This window comes from Aeromonas sp. QDB18 (assembly GCF_027705325.1).
In the GTDB taxonomy this organism is placed as follows: Bacteria; Pseudomonadota; Gammaproteobacteria; order Enterobacterales; family Aeromonadaceae; genus Aeromonas; species Aeromonas caviae.
The window spans coordinates 67,492-84,184 of record NZ_JAPDBQ010000004.1 but is presented as its reverse complement, the minus strand read 5'-3'; the positions used below and the strand labels follow the sequence as shown (position 1 = coordinate 84,184).

Genomic DNA, 16,693 nt, shown 5'->3' with positions numbered 1-16,693 from the left:
ATGGATTTAGGGACTCAGAATACTTTTTTCTGAAAATCAAGGCGGCCTTCCCCGGAAAGCCGCGATGAACCTTTTTTTTGTTTGCAAGACCCCGGCAGGCGGGACACCCGCTCTGTGAGCCAGCTCCCCCTGCCCCGGGATGCCCTGTGCCATCCTCACTGAAACGGCAGCGGGAGGAGAAACCCATGTGGATAGAGGCCGAGCCCGTCTACGGCGCCCTGGTGTCCCTGGCCATCGGGCTCATCATCGGGCTGGAGCGGGGCTGGCAGGTGCGCCAGCTCGGAGACAACCAGCGCATCGCCGGGATGCGCACCTATGGCCTCATCGGTCTGCTCGGCGGGGTCTGCGCCCTGCTGCTGCCCACCCTGGGGCCCTGGCTGGCCCTGCTCGGTCTGCTGACCGTGGTGACGGGGTGCGGCCTCTCGGTCTGGCTGGCCCTGCGCTGGCAGGGGGAGTTCGGTCTCACCAGCTCGGTGGCCATGGTGCTCACCTATCTGCTGGGGCTGATGTCGGTGCTGCAGAGCCCGAGCGAGGCGGTGGCCTGCGCCGTGCTGGCGGCCCTCCTGATGGGGCTCAAGGGCAAGATCCAGCAGGGGATGCTGTTCTTGAGCGAAATGGAGTTTCACGCCACCCTGCGTTTTCTGCTTATCTCCCTGGTGCTGCTGCCTGTGCTCCCCGATGCCGAGATGGGTCCCCTCAATGCCTTCAATCCCTTCAAGATCTGGCTCATGGTGGTGGTGATCGCTGGCATCTCGTTCTGTGGTCACTTTGCGGTGCGCCTGCTCGGCACCCGCTCCGGGCTGGTGCTCACCAGCATGCTGGCGGGGCTCGCCTCCTCCACCGCCCTCACCCTGCAATTTGCCCGCCTCAACAAGGAGCAGGGAGGGCTGGAGCGGCTGCTGGCCACCGGCATTCTGCTGGCGGGAGCCACCATGTGGCTCAGGCTGCTGGCACTGGTGCTGATCATCCACGGAGAGCTGGCCCTGCGTCTGGCCGCCCCCCTGCTGCTGCTGGCAGCCATCGTCTACGGCTTTGCCTTCTGGTTCTGGCGCCAGCGGGAAGAGATGCCGGACGGCCCGGTACAGCCCGAAACCCGCAACCCGCTGGATCTCGCCACCGCCATCAAGTTCGGTCTGCTGCTCGCCCTCATCGGCTTCATGGCCACCCTGCTGCAAAGCAAGGTGGGCAACTCCGGGGTCTATCTGCTGTCGCTGGTCTCCGGCATCACGGACGTGGACGCCATCACCCTCTCCCTTTCCCAGCTCGCCCAGAAGGAGCTGGCCCTGGAGGTGGCGGCCAGGGGCATACTGCTCGCCGGGCTGGTCAACTCCCTGGTGAAAGGGGTGCTGGCACTGGTGATTGGCGGACGCAGCCTGGGGCGGCGGGTCTTGCTCCCCTACCTCGTCTCCATCCTGCTCATCCTGCCCCTTGTCCTGATGACATGATGACGGGGATCACCTGACGGGCCCGGCACTCTGACACCCTTTCCCCTTGTCGCGTATACTGCCCCCTCTTGCAGCAGGAGGAGATGACCATGGCAAGCGACTGGGACAAGGTACTGGCGGGGGGCGCCCTGGACAGCCAGAGCGAGGAGATAGCGAACGACCGCATTCGCGGCCAGGCGCTGCTGAGCCGGCTCAACGCCTCACCGGCGGGGGATCACGTCCTGCGCCAGCAGATCTGCCGCGACCTCTTCGCCCACTGTCCTGACTCCTGCTGGATCAGCCCCCCCCTTCACTTGCGAATTCGGCCGCAACATCCACATCGGCGAGAAGACCTTCTTCAACTTCAACGTCACCATACTCGACGTGGGCGAGGTGCACATCGGCAACCATGTGTTGCTGGCCCCCAACGTACAGATCTACACCGCCACCCACGCCCTGGATCATCTGGAGCGACGCAACTGGACCGCCTACAACAAGCCGGTGCGGATAGGCGATGACTGCTGGATTGGCGGCGGGGCCATCATCTGCCCCGGCGTCACCATAGGGCCCCGCTCCATCATAGGGGCTGGCGCCGTGGTCACCCGGGACATCCCGGCGGACTCCCTGGCGGTGGGCAACCCGGCCCGGGTGATCCGCACGCTACACCCGGGCGAGACCCGGGATCCGGCGTGCCTGTCATGATGGCCCTTGCCCTGCTGCCCCTGGGTTGGGCAGGCTGGCTCGGGGTGCGGGATGCGAACTGGTGGCCGCTGGCCCTGATCCTGCTGATGAGCCTGCTGACCCTGGCTGCCTACGCCTGGGACAAGCGCCAGGCCATTCGTGGTGGCTGGCGCGTGCCCGAGGCCCGTCTGCATCTGCTTGAGCTGTGCGGCGGCTGGCCCGGCGCCCTGGTCGCCCGCCAGTGGCTGCGCCACAAGACCCAGAAAGGGAGCTACCGCCTGCGGTTCTGGGCCATCGTCTGGGGGCAGTTGCTGCTACTCGGGATCTGGCTCGGCTGGCCGATCTGGCCGCTCTGAACAACCAGGCAGGCATTGCCGCCCAAGGTTGGGTATGAGACAACGACAGCACGGGAGACAGATCCTCTCGTTCAAATATTGAAAGGAGTCATTCATGACCATGTGGACAGGTATCGTTCTGATCGTCTTTATCAGCGTGTCGTTCAGCTATCTCACCAAGCGCGCCCGCTACCAGATGGGGGATGCCCGCATTACCGACCGTCTTGGCAAGCAGGACATGATCATCAAGGAGTTGCAGGAGCGCATCGCCAATCTGGAGGCCATCGTCATCGAGGAGGAGAAACGCCGCCCGTTCAAGGATCTCTGATCCGGCAAGCCGGGTGGCAAACCAACCAGCCCCCGGGCTGCAAGGGTTTGCCGCCGCCCCCGTTCGCACCCGCTCGCCCTCTGCCTGGCAAAACGAAATTTACAGCAGGATCAATCCCCTGCCATTTTTCGGCTGAATGCTCGCCAAGCTGGCCCGTTCCCTGCTCCGTCATGACATCAGTCGTACGGAGAGTGACATCATGATCGCCATCGGCACCCTGCTTCCCCTCGCCTCCCTTGCCATCAAGCTCGGCAGCAAGCTGCTGGGCGACGGCACGCCGCCCGCCCAGACCGAGCCTGCCGTGCAGGAAGAGCACCTTGCCCCCACGGTGCAGAGCCTGTTCCAGCGCCTTGGCATCCAGGAGGCTGACAGCGAGCAGAACCGCCCTGCCATCAACCACTTCATGGGGGCGCTGATGCAGACCCTGGGCCAGGAATCCTCGGGCCAGTCGCTGCCCCAGGCCATCGATGCCGCCCGCACCCAGTTGGCAGACGGCACCCAGAGCACCCGCCTCGATGCGCTGCAGAGCGAGCTCGACACCCTCAAGGGCTCCCTCGGCAACAGCGACCTCAACCTTGATCAGCTGCTTTATGCCTTCAAGCAAACCCTGCCCCAGGGCCCGGGGGAAGGCGTAGGCAAGCTGCTCAATGCCAGCGCGTGAGCGGGAGTGGAACCATGAAAAACGGCAACCAGACGGTTGCCGTTTTTGTCGGGCCGAATCTCAAGATGTCACGCTAGGACTGTGAAGGGGGCGGGTTCAGCATGGCGCCGGCCAGCGCGCTCTGCCCGCGATCCTGCAGGGCATTGGCCGCTCCCAGGCGATCCGCCGCCTCCTTGTTCTGACCCAGCTTGAACTTGCCGACCAGCCGCTCAATCTCGATCTCTATGCCCACCACGGCCTGCACCATTGTCTCGAGATAGTCTCTCGGTGCATCCGCCATCTTCCAGGGAATGGACTCTCCCGCCTCGTGGGTACGGGTCAGGGCCGCGAGCAAGCGACGCACGAAGCGGGCATCGTCCCTCACCCGGATACGGCCATGGGCGTGCACCACGGCATAGTTCCAGGTGGGCACCTGCTGGTGATGCACCTGCTTGCCAGGATACCAGCTGGGGGAGATATAACCCTCGGCGGCGCGGAAGATCACCAGCACTTCATCGCCGTCTTTCACCTCCTGCCAGAGCGGGTTGTTGCGGGCCACATGGGCCCGCAGCACACCGTGGGCCCCCTGCTCCCCATCGAACTCGAACGGCAGATGGTTGGCATCCAGCCCCCCTTCACCACAGGTGATCAGGGCCCCCAGAGGGTGCGCCTGCATCAGCTGGTGCAGCGCCTCGGGGTCGGTAACGGCGAAATGGGGTGGCAGGTACATGGGAACTCCTTGATCCGGTTGACGCGTCCATACGCATTGCAGCGGGATCATGCCTGCCCGGCGCGGGCCGTCACCCTGAATGTGCCCCACTGAGCCAGTTCATTGCAGCAGGTGAACGCAATTCCACATCATCATCCACAAGCGCGATATAACACCATATGTTCACGATGCAAATATCACTTTAACAGCCCAAGTGAATGAGAAAATAACCTCAATGACAAAGATAATTCCGCTTTACACCCCTCCCCCCTTCGCCAGATAGCCAATACGGTAGATCTCGCCCCCGCCAGGCAAGGGCGATGAGAAGGACGGGAGCAAATCCGCCTCCAGCCATTCCCATCGGGTGAGATCCCAGCCGCTCACCATGGCCTCGCCGTGCAGGTCGGCAAGCTCGCCGTGGGAAGTGACCTTGGTGCGCCGCAGCCTGGCCATGCAAGCCCCGTCGAGGGAGGCCGGATCCGGCGCCCGCACCAGATGCCAGGTCTCGATGCGGGGCCAGCCGAAATGCCGGGTGAGTGCCGCGAATCCCTCGCTTGCCAGGAATCGGTGCATCGCCTCGGCGCTGTGCCACACATAGAAGGGGGCATAGCGGTTCTCCTGCCCCGGCAGGGTCCCATCGTCCTGACGGCTGTAGAGATAGGCCTTGAACAACAGACCGGGAAAGCCGTCCAGTCTGGCGCCATTGCTGGCGATCCGCTGCTCGATCAGCGCCATGTCGTAGTCTGCGGGCAGGGTGAATCGGTAGTGCATGGCGATCATGAGGCCACCTCCTGTCTGAACATCCGGCCCTGGCCGAAACTCCACGCCTCGGCATCGGTCTGCTGGATCACCACCATGAGGTTGTCGGGGTGGATCCCAAGCTCGGCCTCAAGGCGCTCGGCGAGACGTGCATAAAGCCGCTCCCTGGTCGCGGTGCTGCGCACCTTGCCCGCCAGGATCTGGAAGAGGATGAAACCCTGGTCCCGGCGGCCGGTCTGGTAGTGGGGGTCATAGATGAGCGCACTGGCAGGCAAGATCTCGAGGATCTGGAATTTATCCTTCGGCGGCACCTCGAACACCTCCACCAGGGTCTGGTGGTAGAGGGCGCTGAGTTGTTGCAGGTGTGCGTCGCTCATCCCCTCGCACAGGGTGATACGGGTCAGCGGCATGGGGTCACCTCCTCGCGGGGGGGCAGATAGCCCACGGCCGTCACTGCGGCGGGCAAACCGGCGTAGAAGGCAAGATGGGTGAACAGCTCTTCCAGCTCATCCCGGGACAGGCCGTTTTGCCGGGCGAATGCAATATGCCAGGGCAGTTGTTGCACCCGGCCCAGTGACGCCAGGATGGCCAGGGTGATCAGGCTGCGCTCGCGGGCCGAGAGGGTGGGGCGCTGCCAGATATCGCCAAACAGCGTCTCTTCCGCCAGTCGGGCGAGTCGGGGGGCAAGCTGCGCCAGGGTGGCGCGATCGGGAACATCGGGTGTCATGGCAATCTCCTTGGTGGATGAAGCCACTCTCCCTCACTGCTACAATTTAAAAAATCGAAATATTCAAGACCAATCATCCCGATTATAAGGATAGTTATGTCACCCCTTCCCCCCAGCCTGGATCTCGATGCCCTGCGCAGCTACGTGCTGGGGCTGGAGTGCGGCAGCTTTGCGCTGGCGGCGCAGCGGCTGTGCCGCTCCACCTCGGCGGTCAGCGCCCAGTTGAAAAAACTCGAACAACAGTGCGGCACCGATCTGGTCATGAAGCAGGGACGTCACTTGGTGCCGACAGCCAGCGGTGAGCGCCTGCTGGGCTACGCCAAGCGGCTGCTGGCGCTCAATGACGAAGCCGTGCTCGCCCTCAAAGGGGAATTGCTGCAAGGGGAGATCCGGCTCGGGGTGCAGGAGGACTTCGGCGAATCTTTGCTCCCCGCCGTGCTGGGGCCCCTCTGTCGCCAGCACCCGGCCCTGCGCATGACGACCCGCATCGATCGCAACGGGGCCCTGGTGCAGGGGATCAGGGAGGGCACCCTCGACATGGCTCTCGCCTGGCAGCCACAGGGAGAGCGGGAGGATCTTCCCCTCATCGAGGTGGTGCAACTGGCCTGGATTGCCCACCCCGAGTGGGACCTCGCCCCTTTGCTCGCGCGCGGGGAGCCCCTGCCCCTGGTGCTCTTCGATGCCCCCTGCCTGATGCGGGCACGGGCCATCCGCGCCCTCGACGATGCCGGGATCCCCTGGCGGATCGCCTTCACCAGCCAGAGCCTGGGCGGGATCTGGGCCGCCGTACAGGCCGGGCTCGGGATCACGGTGCGTTCCCCCATCGGCATGCCGGCCAGTCTCGCCACCCTCGGCGGTGTGCTGCCCTCACCGGGCACCCTGGGGGTGGTGCTGCTCGCCGCCAGCCATGAAACCGACGAGGCCAGATGCCAGTTGCAACGACTGCTCACGGACGCCGTGCATCATGCCAGCGCCGGACACAGGGGCTGAACAGCGCCTGGTCAACGCGCCCCACGGCGCCGAGGCGTGCCCATAAAAAACGGCAACCCTGGGGTTGCCGTTCTGCCTTCTAATTCCCATGGCGAGCCGCTTGGCTTAACCCGCCCGCTTGCTCAGCCAGGCTTCGGCGGCGACCAATGCGCCCTCGATCTGCTCGCGGGCGACGCCGCCTTTGGCGACCCGCTTGGCCAGAGTCGCTTCCAGCTCCAGGTTCGGGTAAACATCCTCCCCCACCACGGGGCTGAAGCGCTGGAACTCGGGGAGGGAGAGTTCTTCCAGGGGCTTTTTCACCTGGATCGCATAGACCACGGTCTCGCCGACGATATGGTGAGCCTCGCGGAACGGAATGCCCTTGGCCACCAGATAGTCCGCCAGCTCGGTGGCGTTGGCGTAACCGCCCTGGGCCGCCGCCTTGGTGCGCTCGCCATTGACCTTCAGATCGATGAGCACCAGCGCCGCCATGTCGAGGCAGTCGTGCCAGGTATCGAGGGCGTCGAACAGCCCCTCTTTGTCTTCCTGCATGTCCTTGTTGTAGGCCAGCGGCAACGCCTTGAGGCTCATCAGCATGCCCATCTGGGCGCCGACCACCCGGCCGGTCTTGCCACGAATGAGCTCCAGCGCGTCCGGGTTCTTCTTTTGGGGCATCAGTGAGGAACCTGAGGTCACCGCATCGGAGAGCTCCACAAAACCGGCTTCACCTGTGTTGTAGAAGATAAGGTCTTCGGCAAACCGCGACAGGTGGGTCATGGACAGCGACGCCACGTGCATCAGCTCCACCACGTGATCCCGATCGGACACCGAATCAAGGCTGTTGCGGGTGGCGCCGCTAAAGCCCATGTCGAGCGCCAGCGCCTCCCGGTCGATGGCATAGGCGGTGCCCGCCAGGGCGCCGCAGCCAAGCGGGCTGGTGTCGAGGCGCTTGAGGGCATCCTGCAGCCGGGAATGGTCCCGCTCCAGCATCTCCACATAGGCCAGGGCCCAGTGGGCGTAAGTGACCGGCTGGGCCCGCTGCAGGTGGGTGTAACCGGGCAGCACCGCGGCCTGGTTGGCACGGGCGGAGGCCACCAACCCCTGTTGCAGGGCGGTAATGGAGCCGAGCAGCAGTTCACCCTGTGCCTTGCACCAGAGCTTGAGGTCGGTGGCGACCTGATCGTTGCGCGAGCGACCGGTGTGCAGCTTCTTGCCAAGGGCGCCGACGGCGTCGATGAGCTGGCTCTCGACCCAGGAGTGGATGTCTTCGGCGTCCGAGTTCAGGATCTGCTGGGGATCCTGCTGCACGGAGGCGAGCAGTACCTCCATCGCCTGCTGCAACTTGGCCTGCTCACCCTCGGTCAACACGCCCACCTTGACCAGCGCTTTGGCCCAGGCCATGGAGCCTTGAATATCCTGCTCCGCCAGACGGTAGTCGAACCGCAGCGAATCGTTGAACTGCTTGAACCGGCTATCGGCTCCCTGACTGAAGCGTCCACCCCAAAGTGCCATACTGCTCTCCTTGAATGCGTTGTCGGCGGCGCCTTGCGCCGTCGAACTTGAAATCTTGCCCTGTTTTTCTGCGAGCCTGTTATCTCACAGAAGCGGCCAGGGCGCAGCCGCTCTTGTCACACCCGATGAGGATGGCAAAGGGCCTCTCTGCCTGTAAAAGAGGGGGCCATGCCCCCTCGAATCAACGGGTGATAGCGCTTGCTTAGCCGTGGGTATGGTCGCCACCGATGGCTTGATGCTGCTCTTTCATGGCGCGGATCCGGCTCGCCAGAGTGTAGAGACGGATGAAACCTTCGGCATGGCTCTGGTCGTACACTTCGTCGGCACCGAAGGTGGCGAAGTCTTCGGAGTAGAGGCTGTTCGGCGACTTCTTCTGCACCGCGGTGACCTGACCCTTGTACATCTTCAGCACCACTTCACCGTCGAGCTCCTCGGCGATGGCGTTGGCGGAGGCGACAATGGCCTTGCACAGCGGGGTGAACCAGCGACCGTCATACACCAGGTGGGAGAACTCGGCGCCGAGTTTTTCCCGCCAGGCGCGGGTCGGTCTGTCCAGTACCAGCTCTTCCACGGCGCGCAGTGCGGCAACCATCACGGTACCACCCGGGGTCTCGTAGCAGCCACGGGACTTCATGCCCACCATCCGGTTCTCGGTGATGTCGATCCGGCCCACACCGTGCTTGCCGGCACGCTCGTTCAGGGTGGTCAGGATCTGGTGCGGGCTGAGCGGCTGGTCGTCAACGGCGACCACTTCGCCCTTGGCCACGGTCAGCTTGACGTATTCCGGCTCGTTCGGGGCATCCTCTGCAGAGACGGTCCACTGCCAGACGGCTTCGGACGGCTCGTTCCAGGTGCTCTCCAACTCGCCACCCTCGGTGGAGATGTGCCAGGCGTTGGCGTCGCGGCTGTAGATCTTCTTCAGGGTCGCCTTGCAGGGGATGTTGCGGGCTTCCAGATAGGCCAGCAGATCTTCCCGGGAACGCATGTCCCACAACCGCCAGGGGGCGATCACTTTCAGCTGGGGCGCCAGAGCAGCCACCGCCCCTTCGAACCGAACCTGGTCGTTGCCCTTGCCGGTGCAACCGTGGGAGATGGCATCAGCCCCTTCTGCCAGGGCAGCCTCGACCATCGCCTTGGCGATCACCGGACGGGCCATGGAGGTGCCCAGCAGGTAGGTGCCTTCATAGACGGCGCCGGTCTTCAGGGTCGGGTAGACATACTCTTTGACGAACTCTTCCCGCAGATCCTTGACGATGCACTTGACCGCGCCGGAGGCGATGGCCTTCTGCTCGATCCCTTCCAGATCGTCACGCTCCTGGCCCACGTCGGCAACGAAGGCGATGATTTCAGCGTCATAGTGCTCCTTCAGCCAGGGAATGATGGCCGAGGTATCCAGTCCGCCCGAGTAAGCCAGTACGATCTTGTTGATTCCGCTCATTTACTTCTCTCCGTGATGATTCGATAAAAAGGGGTGATTCCGGGTCGGTTGCCGGATTACTTCTGGCCCTGTCCGAACAGGGTCAGCAGCACGGCGTTCTGGATATGCATCCGGTTTTCTGCCTCATCCATGATGAGGGAGGCTGGGCCGTCCATGACCTCCGAGGTGATCTCCAGCTCCCGGTGGGCCGGCTGGCAGTGCAGCACGTGCTGGATGCCGGTCCGATCGAGCAGGGCCTGGTTGATCTGATAAGGCATGAAGATATCTTTTACCTGCTCCATTGGTGTGTTGTCACCCATGGAAACCCAGGTATCGGTATAAACCACGTCAAAGCCTTCGATATCCGCGACATCATCGCTGATATGTATGGTCGCGCCAGATTGAGCTGCCAGCCCCTGGGCTTGCAGGAAGATCTGGGTATCCGGGCCATGGCCTTTCGGGCAGACCAGGGTCACATCGGTACCGAGGGTCGCCCCCAGCAGCAGCAGGGAGTGGCTCACGTTGTTGCCATCGCCGAGATAGGCCAGCTTCACCTTGGACAGGTCGCTGTAGTGCTCGCTGATGGTCATGAAATCCGCCAGCCCCTGGCAGGGGTGGTAGAGGTTGCACAGGCTGTTGACCACAGGCACCGAGCCGAACTCGGCCAGCTCGACCAGAGTCTGGTGATCGAACACCCGGGCGACGATGGCGTCACACCAGCGGGACAGGTTGCTGGCGAAATCCTTCACCGACTCCCGCTTGCCGAGCGCCCCGTTCTGCTGATCCAGATAGACGCTGTGACCACCCAGTTTGGCGATGCCGATGTCGAAGGTGACCCGGGTGCGCAGGGAGGGCTTCTCGAACAGGGTGACCACGCTCTTGCCCGCCAGGGCCTGGCTGTATTTCTTCGGATCGGCCTTGACCGCCTTGCCAAGCGCCAGCAGCGCCTCGATCTGGGCCTTGCTTAAATCACTGTCTTTCAGAAGATGTTGCATCGGATTGTCCTTTCCCGGTGGAGATCAGAGGGTGACCTGGGTGCCAACAGCGCCGCCAGCCAGCAGCTTGAGCAGCTGATCCGGGTAGCGCCAGCTGGCGACACAGACCGGCTTGCCCAGGGTCTCTGCGGCGTGCAGGGCGGCTTTCACCTTGACGGCCATGCCGTCCGTGATAACGCCCTTCTCCATCAGGTCCAGCGCGCTCTGCTTGTCCAGTTGCGGCACCAGCTTGCCCTTGCCATCCAGAATGCCGCTCACATCCGACAGCATTACCAGATCGGCGCCCAGCGCTTCGGCGATGGCGGTGGCCGCCTGATCCGCATTGACGTTCATCATCTGTCCGTCGGCGGTGATGCCGATGGAGCTCACCACCGGCAGGAAGCCCTGCCCCAGGATGCCGGCCACCAGCGCCGGGTTGCCCGGTTTGCAGTCACCGACCGCACCGAGATCCGGATCGAGCTGGGTCACCTGGCACAGACCGCCGTCGGCGAGGCACAGACCCACAGCAGGAATGCCGGTGGAGATGGCCTTGGCCATCATCATCTTGTTGGCGGTCCCGGCCAGGGCACCGGCAATCACGGGGATCTGCTCGAACGGGGTCACCCGCAGGCCGTTCTTCTTGGTGGAGGTCATGCCCAGCCCCTTGAGCAGGTCGTCCACCAGGCAGCCACCACCGTGCACCAGCACCAGAGGACGGTGCTGATCATCCAGGAAGGTCTTCAGGGTGGCGAACAGGGCGGTCAGGGCCTCGTCGTTCTCGATCAGGGCACCACCCAACTTGATTACCAGCGTCTGCTTGTCCATCTTCTCGATCCTTTCTTAAAGCGTTAAATCAGGCCGGTGGCCGGTTCAAAACCAAACTTGATATTTATGCACTGCATGGCTTGCGAGGCGGCCCCCTTGAGCAGGTTGTCGATGGCAGAAACCACCACCAGCATGTTGCCCTGCTGCTGCCAGGCGATGTCGCAGTAGGGCGTGCTCGCCACGCCGCGGATGGAGGGCATCTGGCCGGTGAGGCGTACCAGGGGCTTGCCTTCGTAGGCCTTGAGGTAGGCCTGATCCACCTGGGTCGGCGTCACCCCTTCTGCCAGTTGCACATAGATGGTGGCCAGGATGCCCCGCACATAGTTGCCGAGGTGGGGCTGGAACAGCACCTCCTTGCCGAGGTGGTGGCTGATCTCCGGCTGGTGCCTGTGATTGAAGGTGCCGTAGGGATTGAGGCTCACTTCGCAGAAACTGGTGTTGATGGCGGCCTTGCGACCGGCCCCGGAGACGCCGGAAACCGCATTGATGATGGGCTGCCATCCCTGGGCAATCAGCCCGGCCTGTTGCAGCGGCTTGAGAGCGCACAGGGAGGCGGTCGGGTAGCATCCCGGCACGGCAATCAGCTGAGCGGCCTTGACGGCATCGGCATTCCACTCGGCCAGACCGTAGGCGGCCTGCTCCAGCCACTGCTCATTCTCGTGGGTGAAGCCGTAGAAGGAGGAGTAGAACTGCTGATCGTTGACCCGGAAGGCACCGGAGAGATCGAACACCGGCAACCCCTTGGCCAGGAACTTGGGCGCGAGTTCTGCACTCACCTCGTGAGCAGTGGCCAGCACCACCAGATCGGCCTGGGTCAGGATCCGGGTCATGCCGTCTTCGTCCAGGGGCAGCAGCGGCTGATCCAGCTTGCCCACCCACTGGGGATGCAGGGAAGAGAAGCGCTTGTGGGCGTCCTGGCTGCCGGCGGAAACATAGAGGCCGAACAGCTCGAGTTGTGGATGGTTCTGGACCAGAGCGGCCAGTTCGGCCCCCGCGTAGCCACTGGCACCGACGATAACGGTCTTAAGCATGTTTGAGTATTCCAAGTCTGGGTTCGAAATTCACAGCATGGTGCTGCGGTGCAAGGGGTCGGCTATCGCCCCTTTAATGCAACGAGTGCGGAGGGGCAATTCAGGCGGATATGCGTCGTCGGTTACAGATCAGGTGACAGAACATTAACTTTCCCTTACAACTAGAGGCCTTGTCGATGAGCACTCGAATAGAATATTCATGCACTCACTTTGCATTTGTATTTTCTAACAGAAACACTCCGGGGACGCAAGGAGGAGCTGATGGCCAAACTGGATTTTTTTTCACTTTATAAGAATATTATTGCGATTCCCTCTATCAGCAGCACGGATACTCGCTGGGATCAGAGCAATGAGGCGGTAATCCGGCTGCTGGCCGACTGGTTCGGCCAGCTTGGATTCCAGTGCGAGGTGACGGCCCTGCCGGATCTGCCGGGCAAGTTCAACCTGGTGGCAACCTATGGTCAGGGAGAAGGGGGGCTGCTGCTCGCAGGTCACACGGATACGGTTCCCTTCGATGAAGGAGCCTGGACCAAAGACCCCTTCAAGGTGACCGAAGAGGGCAACCGCCTGTACGGGCTCGGCACCATCGACATGAAGGGCTTCTTCGCCTTTATCGTGGAAGCGCTCAAGGAGGTCGACCTCAAGACCCTGAGCAAACCGCTGCGCATTCTTGCCACCGCCGATGAAGAGACCACCATGGCCGGGGCCCGCGCTATCGCCGCCGCAGCCGAACTCAAACCCGACTACGCGGTGATCGGCGAACCCACCGGGCTGGTGCCCGTGGTGGCCCACAAAGGCCACATGTCGGAAGCCATTCGCATCACAGGCCGAAGCGGCCACAGTTCGGATCCCGCCAACGGCGTCAATGCCATGGAGATCATGCACAAGGCCATGGGTCAGGTGCTCAAGCTGCAGCGGGATCTGAAGGAGAAGTACGCGGATCACCGCTTCGCCGTGCCCCAGCCCACCCTGAACCTCGGCTACATCCAGGGGGGCGACAGCCCAAACCGCATCTGCGGCTGCTGCGAGCTGCACATCGACATGCGCCCCACCCCGCAGGTGGGCCCCGACGAGCTGATGGGCATGTTGAAAGAGGCGCTCTCCCCCATCGAGATCCACCAGCCCGGCTGCCTGCACCTGCAGCACCTGCACGAACCCATTCCGGCCTATGCCTGCCAGGATGACTCCGAGCTGGTGCGGGAGGCGGAAAAGGCGAGCGGCCGGGCCGCCGAGTCCGTGAACTATTGCACCGAAGCCCCCTTTATCCAGCAGCTGGGTTGCGAGACCATAGTGATGGGCCCAGGCCATATCACCCAGGCCCACCAGCCCGATGAATACCTGGATCTGTCGTTCGTCAAACCGACCACGGCGGTGCTGCAGCACCTGCTCCGGCGCTTCTGCGTCTAGCCAAACAGGGATGTAAGTAAGTTACATGACAGGCGCCTTGGGACAGGTGAGGAAAATACATGTTCTGAATCGGCTTGTTATTTGACCTTGCGCAGACAATCTGGGTAGATTGTCCCCCTAAGATGACGGAGCATATGTTGTAATCGCACAACAATAAGTGAGGTCGCCTCCCGCCTGGAAGGTCAGGAGGCACCAACAAAATAAGGATGTGGAATGAACGAAAAGTACGCCGCACTACGGGCCAACGTAGGCATGTTGGGCCAACTGCTGGGTAAATCCATCAAGGATCATCAGGGGCAGGCCTTCCTCGACAAGATTGAGACCATTCGCCAACTGGCCAAGTCTTCCCGCAAGGGGAACGAGGCTGACAGAGAGCGCCTGCTCGACACCCTGCGTACCCTCTCCGATGACGAACTGCTGCCCGTGGCCCGTGCCTTCAGCCAGTTCCTCAACCTGGCGAACGTGGCGGAGCAGTTCCACACCATCTCCCGTCGCTGCGAAGAGCAGGTCTGCACCCCGGACCCGCTGGAGCAGATGTTCGACAAGCTGAAAGCCTCCAACCTGTCCCAGGAGGCCATCATCCAGGCCGTGCGCGAGCTGGACATCGATCTGGTGCTGACCGCTCACCCCACCGAGGTGACCCGTCGTACCCTGATCCACAAGCACGTGCAGCTCAACGACTGCCTCGAGGCCCTGGAACTCTCCGATCTGCTGCCCCGCGAGCGGGACAAGATCCAGAGTCGCATCGAGCAACTGGTCAACCAGGCCTGGCACACCAACGAGATCCGCGAACAGCGCCCGACCCCGGTGGACGAAGCCAAGTGGGGCTTCGCCGTGGTGGAAAACAGCCTGTGGCCGGCCATCCCCGAATTCATGCGCAATCTGGACGAGCGCCTGCAACACCATCTGGGTGTGCGGCTGCCGCTGGACGCCGCGCCGGTCAAGTTCACCTCCTGGATGGGCGGTGACCGCGACGGCAACCCCTTCGTCACCGCCAAGGTGACCGCCGAAGTGCTGGAGCTGGGCCGCTGGATGGCGGTGAGCCTGTTCTACAAGGACATCAAGGAGCTCACCTCCGAGCTCTCCATGGCCGATTGCACTGACGCCGTGCGTGCCCGGGTCGGTGATAACCCGGAACCCTATCGCGCCCTGGTACGCGAGCTGCGCGAGCAACTGCGCGAGACCCAGGAGTACCTGACCGCCAAGGTACAGGGCCAGGCGAGCGAGAGCCGGGATCTGGTCAAGAGCACCGCCCAGCTGCGCGAGCCCCTGGAGCTCTGCTACCACTCCCTGCACGCCTGCGGCATGGGCAACATCGCCGACGGCATGCTGCTGGACGTGCTGCGCAAGCTGGCCTGCTTCGGCATCCACCTGGTCAAGCTGGACATCCGTCAGGATGGCGAGCGTCACGGCCAGGTCTTCTCCGAGCTGACCCGCTACCTGGGTGTGGGCGACTACGCCGAGTGGAGCGAAGAGGACAAGCAGGCCTTCCTGCTGCGCGAGCTGAACTCCCGCCGCCCCCTCATCCCGAGCGACTGGGATCCCAGTGCCGAGACCCGCGAGACCATCGACACCTGTCGCGTCATCGCCCAGCACGACCCCGATGCGTTCGGCATCTACATCATCTCCATGGCCGGTGCCCCGTCCGATGTCTTGGCGGTCCAGCTGTTGCTGAAGGAAGCTGGCTGCAAGTTCCGCATGCCGGTTGCCCCGCTGTTCGAGACCCAGGAAGACCTGATGGCGGGTACCGCCGTGATGGAACGCCTGCTGTCGGTGGACTGGTATCGCGGTTACATCCAGGGCCGTCAGTACGTGATGATCGGCTACTCCGACTCCGCCAAGGATGCGGGCATGATGGCCGCAGGCTGGGCCCAGTACGCCGCCATGGAATCCTTGGTGGCGCTGGCTGAAGCCAACAACATCCGCCTCACCCTGTTCCATGGCCGCGGCGGTACCGTCGGCCGTGGCGGCGCCCCCGCCCATCAGGCGATCCTGTCGCAACCCCCGGGATCCCTGCGCGGCGGCCTGCGGGTAACCGAACAGGGGGAGATGATCCGCTTCAAGTTCGGCTTGCCGAAGGTGGCCATCCAGAGCCTGAACCTCTACACCAGCGCCGTGCTGGAGGGGAACCTGCTGCCGCCGCCCAAGCCGAAAGAGAGCTGGCGCGCCGTGATGGAGCAGCTGGCGTCTGTCTCCTGCGATCACTACCGCAGTATCGTGCGCGGTCACCCGGACTTCGTACCTTACTTCCGTGCTGCCACCCCGGAGATGGAGCTCGGCAAGCTGCCGCTCGGTTCCCGCCCCGCCAAGCGCAAGCCCAACGGCGGTGTCGAGAGCCTGCGCGCCATCCCCTGGATCTTCGCATGGACCCAGAACCGGCTGATGCTGCCGGCCTGGCTCGGCGCCCACAAGGGATTGCAACAGGCCATCGACGACGGCCAGAAGAGCGTGCTGGACGAGATGAGCCGCCAGTGGCCCTTCTTCCGCACCCGTCTCGAGATGCTGGAGATGGTGTTCCTCAAGGCCGACCTCTGGCTGGCGGAATACTATGACACCCGCCTGGTGCCGGAGAACCTGTGGGCACTCGGCAAGCAGCTGCGTCAGGAGCTTGCCGACTCCATCGAAGTGGTGCTGAAACTGCGCCCGCAGGGCGACCTGCTGGACGATCAGCCCTGGATCAAGGAGTCCATCAAGCTGCGCAACCCCTACACAGACCCGCTCAACGTGCTGCAGGCCGAGCTGCTCAATCGCTCCCGCAACCACCCGGAGACCCTGCACCCCGAGCTGGATCAGGCGCTGATGGTCACCATCGCCGGCATCGCCGCCGGCATGCGCAACACCGGTTGATCCCGGACCGTTGCAAACAAGGGCGCCCCGGCGCCCTTTTTCATCTCTGCCGGGCACGGGGATCCCGATATTGCCGCCAGCACAGCCCCCTCTAAGGGAAAAAAACAT

At 63.3% G+C, this 16,693-nt stretch carries 16 protein-coding genes and 1 pseudogene; 8 read left to right on the top strand and 9 right to left on the bottom strand.

Annotated features, from left to right (window positions below; all coding sequences use genetic code 11):
- Positions 1-185 precede the first annotated feature (185 nt).
- From OKC30_RS01735 to OKC30_RS01715, 5 genes and pseudogenes are all read left to right on the top strand, one after another.
- Entirely contained in the window at positions 186-1,445 is a 1,260-nt protein-coding gene (locus tag OKC30_RS01735; RefSeq protein ID WP_160837699.1) for an MgtC/SapB family protein, read from the top strand.
- An 89-nt stretch (positions 1,446-1,534) separates the two neighbouring features.
- Positions 1,535-2,126: pseudogene (locus tag OKC30_RS01730) on the top strand (sugar O-acetyltransferase).
- Complete coding sequence (locus OKC30_RS01725) at positions 2,123-2,461, top strand: DUF1294 domain-containing protein (RefSeq protein ID WP_010675679.1); 339 nt, start codon at positions 2,123-2,125, stop codon at positions 2,459-2,461. Before OKC30_RS01730 ends, OKC30_RS01725 begins: the two are co-directional and overlap by 4 nt.
- Before the next feature lie 94 nt (positions 2,462-2,555).
- The gene (locus OKC30_RS01720; RefSeq protein ID WP_043154852.1) at positions 2,556-2,768 is read left to right on the top strand and encodes a hypothetical protein; all 213 of its coding nucleotides are present in this window, start codon (positions 2,556-2,558) and stop codon (positions 2,766-2,768) included.
- A gap of 199 nt (positions 2,769-2,967) precedes the next feature.
- Positions 2,968-3,429 (top strand): hypothetical protein, encoded by a 462-nt coding sequence (locus tag OKC30_RS01715; RefSeq protein ID WP_160837697.1) that lies wholly within the window; start codon positions 2,968-2,970, stop codon positions 3,427-3,429.
- Positions 3,430-3,502: 73 nt separating this feature from the next.
- Here the strand turns inward: OKC30_RS01715 and OKC30_RS01710 are convergent, their stop codons facing one another.
- From OKC30_RS01710 to OKC30_RS01695, 4 genes are all read right to left on the bottom strand, one after another.
- Positions 3,503-4,138 carry an FMN-binding negative transcriptional regulator gene (locus tag OKC30_RS01710; protein WP_160837695.1) on the bottom strand — a complete coding sequence of 212 codons (636 nt, stop codon included), beginning with the start codon at positions 4,136-4,138 and terminating at the stop codon, positions 3,503-3,505.
- Positions 4,139-4,372: 234 nt separating this feature from the next.
- On the bottom strand, positions 4,373-4,897 hold the full coding sequence (locus OKC30_RS01705) for a DUF4865 family protein (RefSeq protein WP_160837693.1): 525 nt from the start codon (positions 4,895-4,897) through the stop codon (positions 4,373-4,375).
- Positions 4,894-5,286, bottom strand: coding sequence for a tautomerase family protein (locus OKC30_RS01700; protein WP_010675683.1), 393 nt, complete (start codon positions 5,284-5,286; stop codon positions 4,894-4,896). Before OKC30_RS01700 ends, OKC30_RS01705 begins: the two co-directional genes overlap by 4 nt.
- On the bottom strand, positions 5,277-5,603 hold the full coding sequence (locus OKC30_RS01695) for a carboxymuconolactone decarboxylase family protein (RefSeq protein ID WP_010675684.1): 327 nt from the start codon (positions 5,601-5,603) through the stop codon (positions 5,277-5,279). Before OKC30_RS01695 ends, OKC30_RS01700 begins: the two co-directional genes overlap by 10 nt.
- A gap of 96 nt (positions 5,604-5,699) precedes the next feature.
- Here OKC30_RS01695 and OKC30_RS01690 point away from each other — a divergent pair, with 96 nt between their 5' ends.
- Complete coding sequence (locus OKC30_RS01690) at positions 5,700-6,593, top strand: LysR substrate-binding domain-containing protein (RefSeq protein ID WP_160837691.1); 894 nt, start codon at positions 5,700-5,702, stop codon at positions 6,591-6,593.
- 105 nt (positions 6,594-6,698) lie between these two features.
- Here the strand turns inward: OKC30_RS01690 and argH are convergent, their stop codons facing one another.
- From argH to argC, 5 genes are all read right to left on the bottom strand, one after another.
- Positions 6,699-8,084 carry an argininosuccinate lyase gene (argH, locus tag OKC30_RS01685; protein ID WP_113977620.1) on the bottom strand — a complete coding sequence of 462 codons (1,386 nt, stop codon included), beginning with the start codon at positions 8,082-8,084 and terminating at the stop codon, positions 6,699-6,701.
- Positions 8,085-8,286: 202 nt separating this feature from the next.
- Positions 8,287-9,522 carry an argininosuccinate synthase gene (locus OKC30_RS01680; RefSeq protein WP_010675687.1) on the bottom strand — a complete coding sequence of 412 codons (1,236 nt, stop codon included), beginning with the start codon at positions 9,520-9,522 and terminating at the stop codon, positions 8,287-8,289.
- A gap of 56 nt (positions 9,523-9,578) precedes the next feature.
- Entirely contained in the window at positions 9,579-10,496 is a 918-nt protein-coding gene (locus OKC30_RS01675) for an ornithine carbamoyltransferase (RefSeq protein ID WP_160837689.1), read from the bottom strand.
- Positions 10,497-10,520: 24 nt separating this feature from the next.
- Entirely contained in the window at positions 10,521-11,300 is a 780-nt protein-coding gene (argB, locus tag OKC30_RS01670) for an acetylglutamate kinase (protein ID WP_010675689.1), read from the bottom strand.
- 23 nt (positions 11,301-11,323) lie between these two features.
- Positions 11,324-12,331, bottom strand: coding sequence for an N-acetyl-gamma-glutamyl-phosphate reductase (gene argC / locus OKC30_RS01665; protein WP_010675690.1), 1,008 nt, complete (start codon positions 12,329-12,331; stop codon positions 11,324-11,326).
- Between the two features lie 261 nt (positions 12,332-12,592).
- Between argC and argE the strand changes: the two genes are divergently transcribed.
- Both argE and ppc read left to right on the top strand, forming a co-directional pair.
- Positions 12,593-13,738, top strand: coding sequence for an acetylornithine deacetylase (gene argE / locus OKC30_RS01660; protein ID WP_201933081.1), 1,146 nt, complete (start codon positions 12,593-12,595; stop codon positions 13,736-13,738).
- Positions 13,739-13,951: 213 nt separating this feature from the next.
- Positions 13,952-16,585 (top strand): phosphoenolpyruvate carboxylase, encoded by a 2,634-nt coding sequence (gene ppc, locus OKC30_RS01655; protein WP_010675692.1) that lies wholly within the window; start codon positions 13,952-13,954, stop codon positions 16,583-16,585.
- Positions 16,586-16,693: the final 108 nt, after the last annotated feature.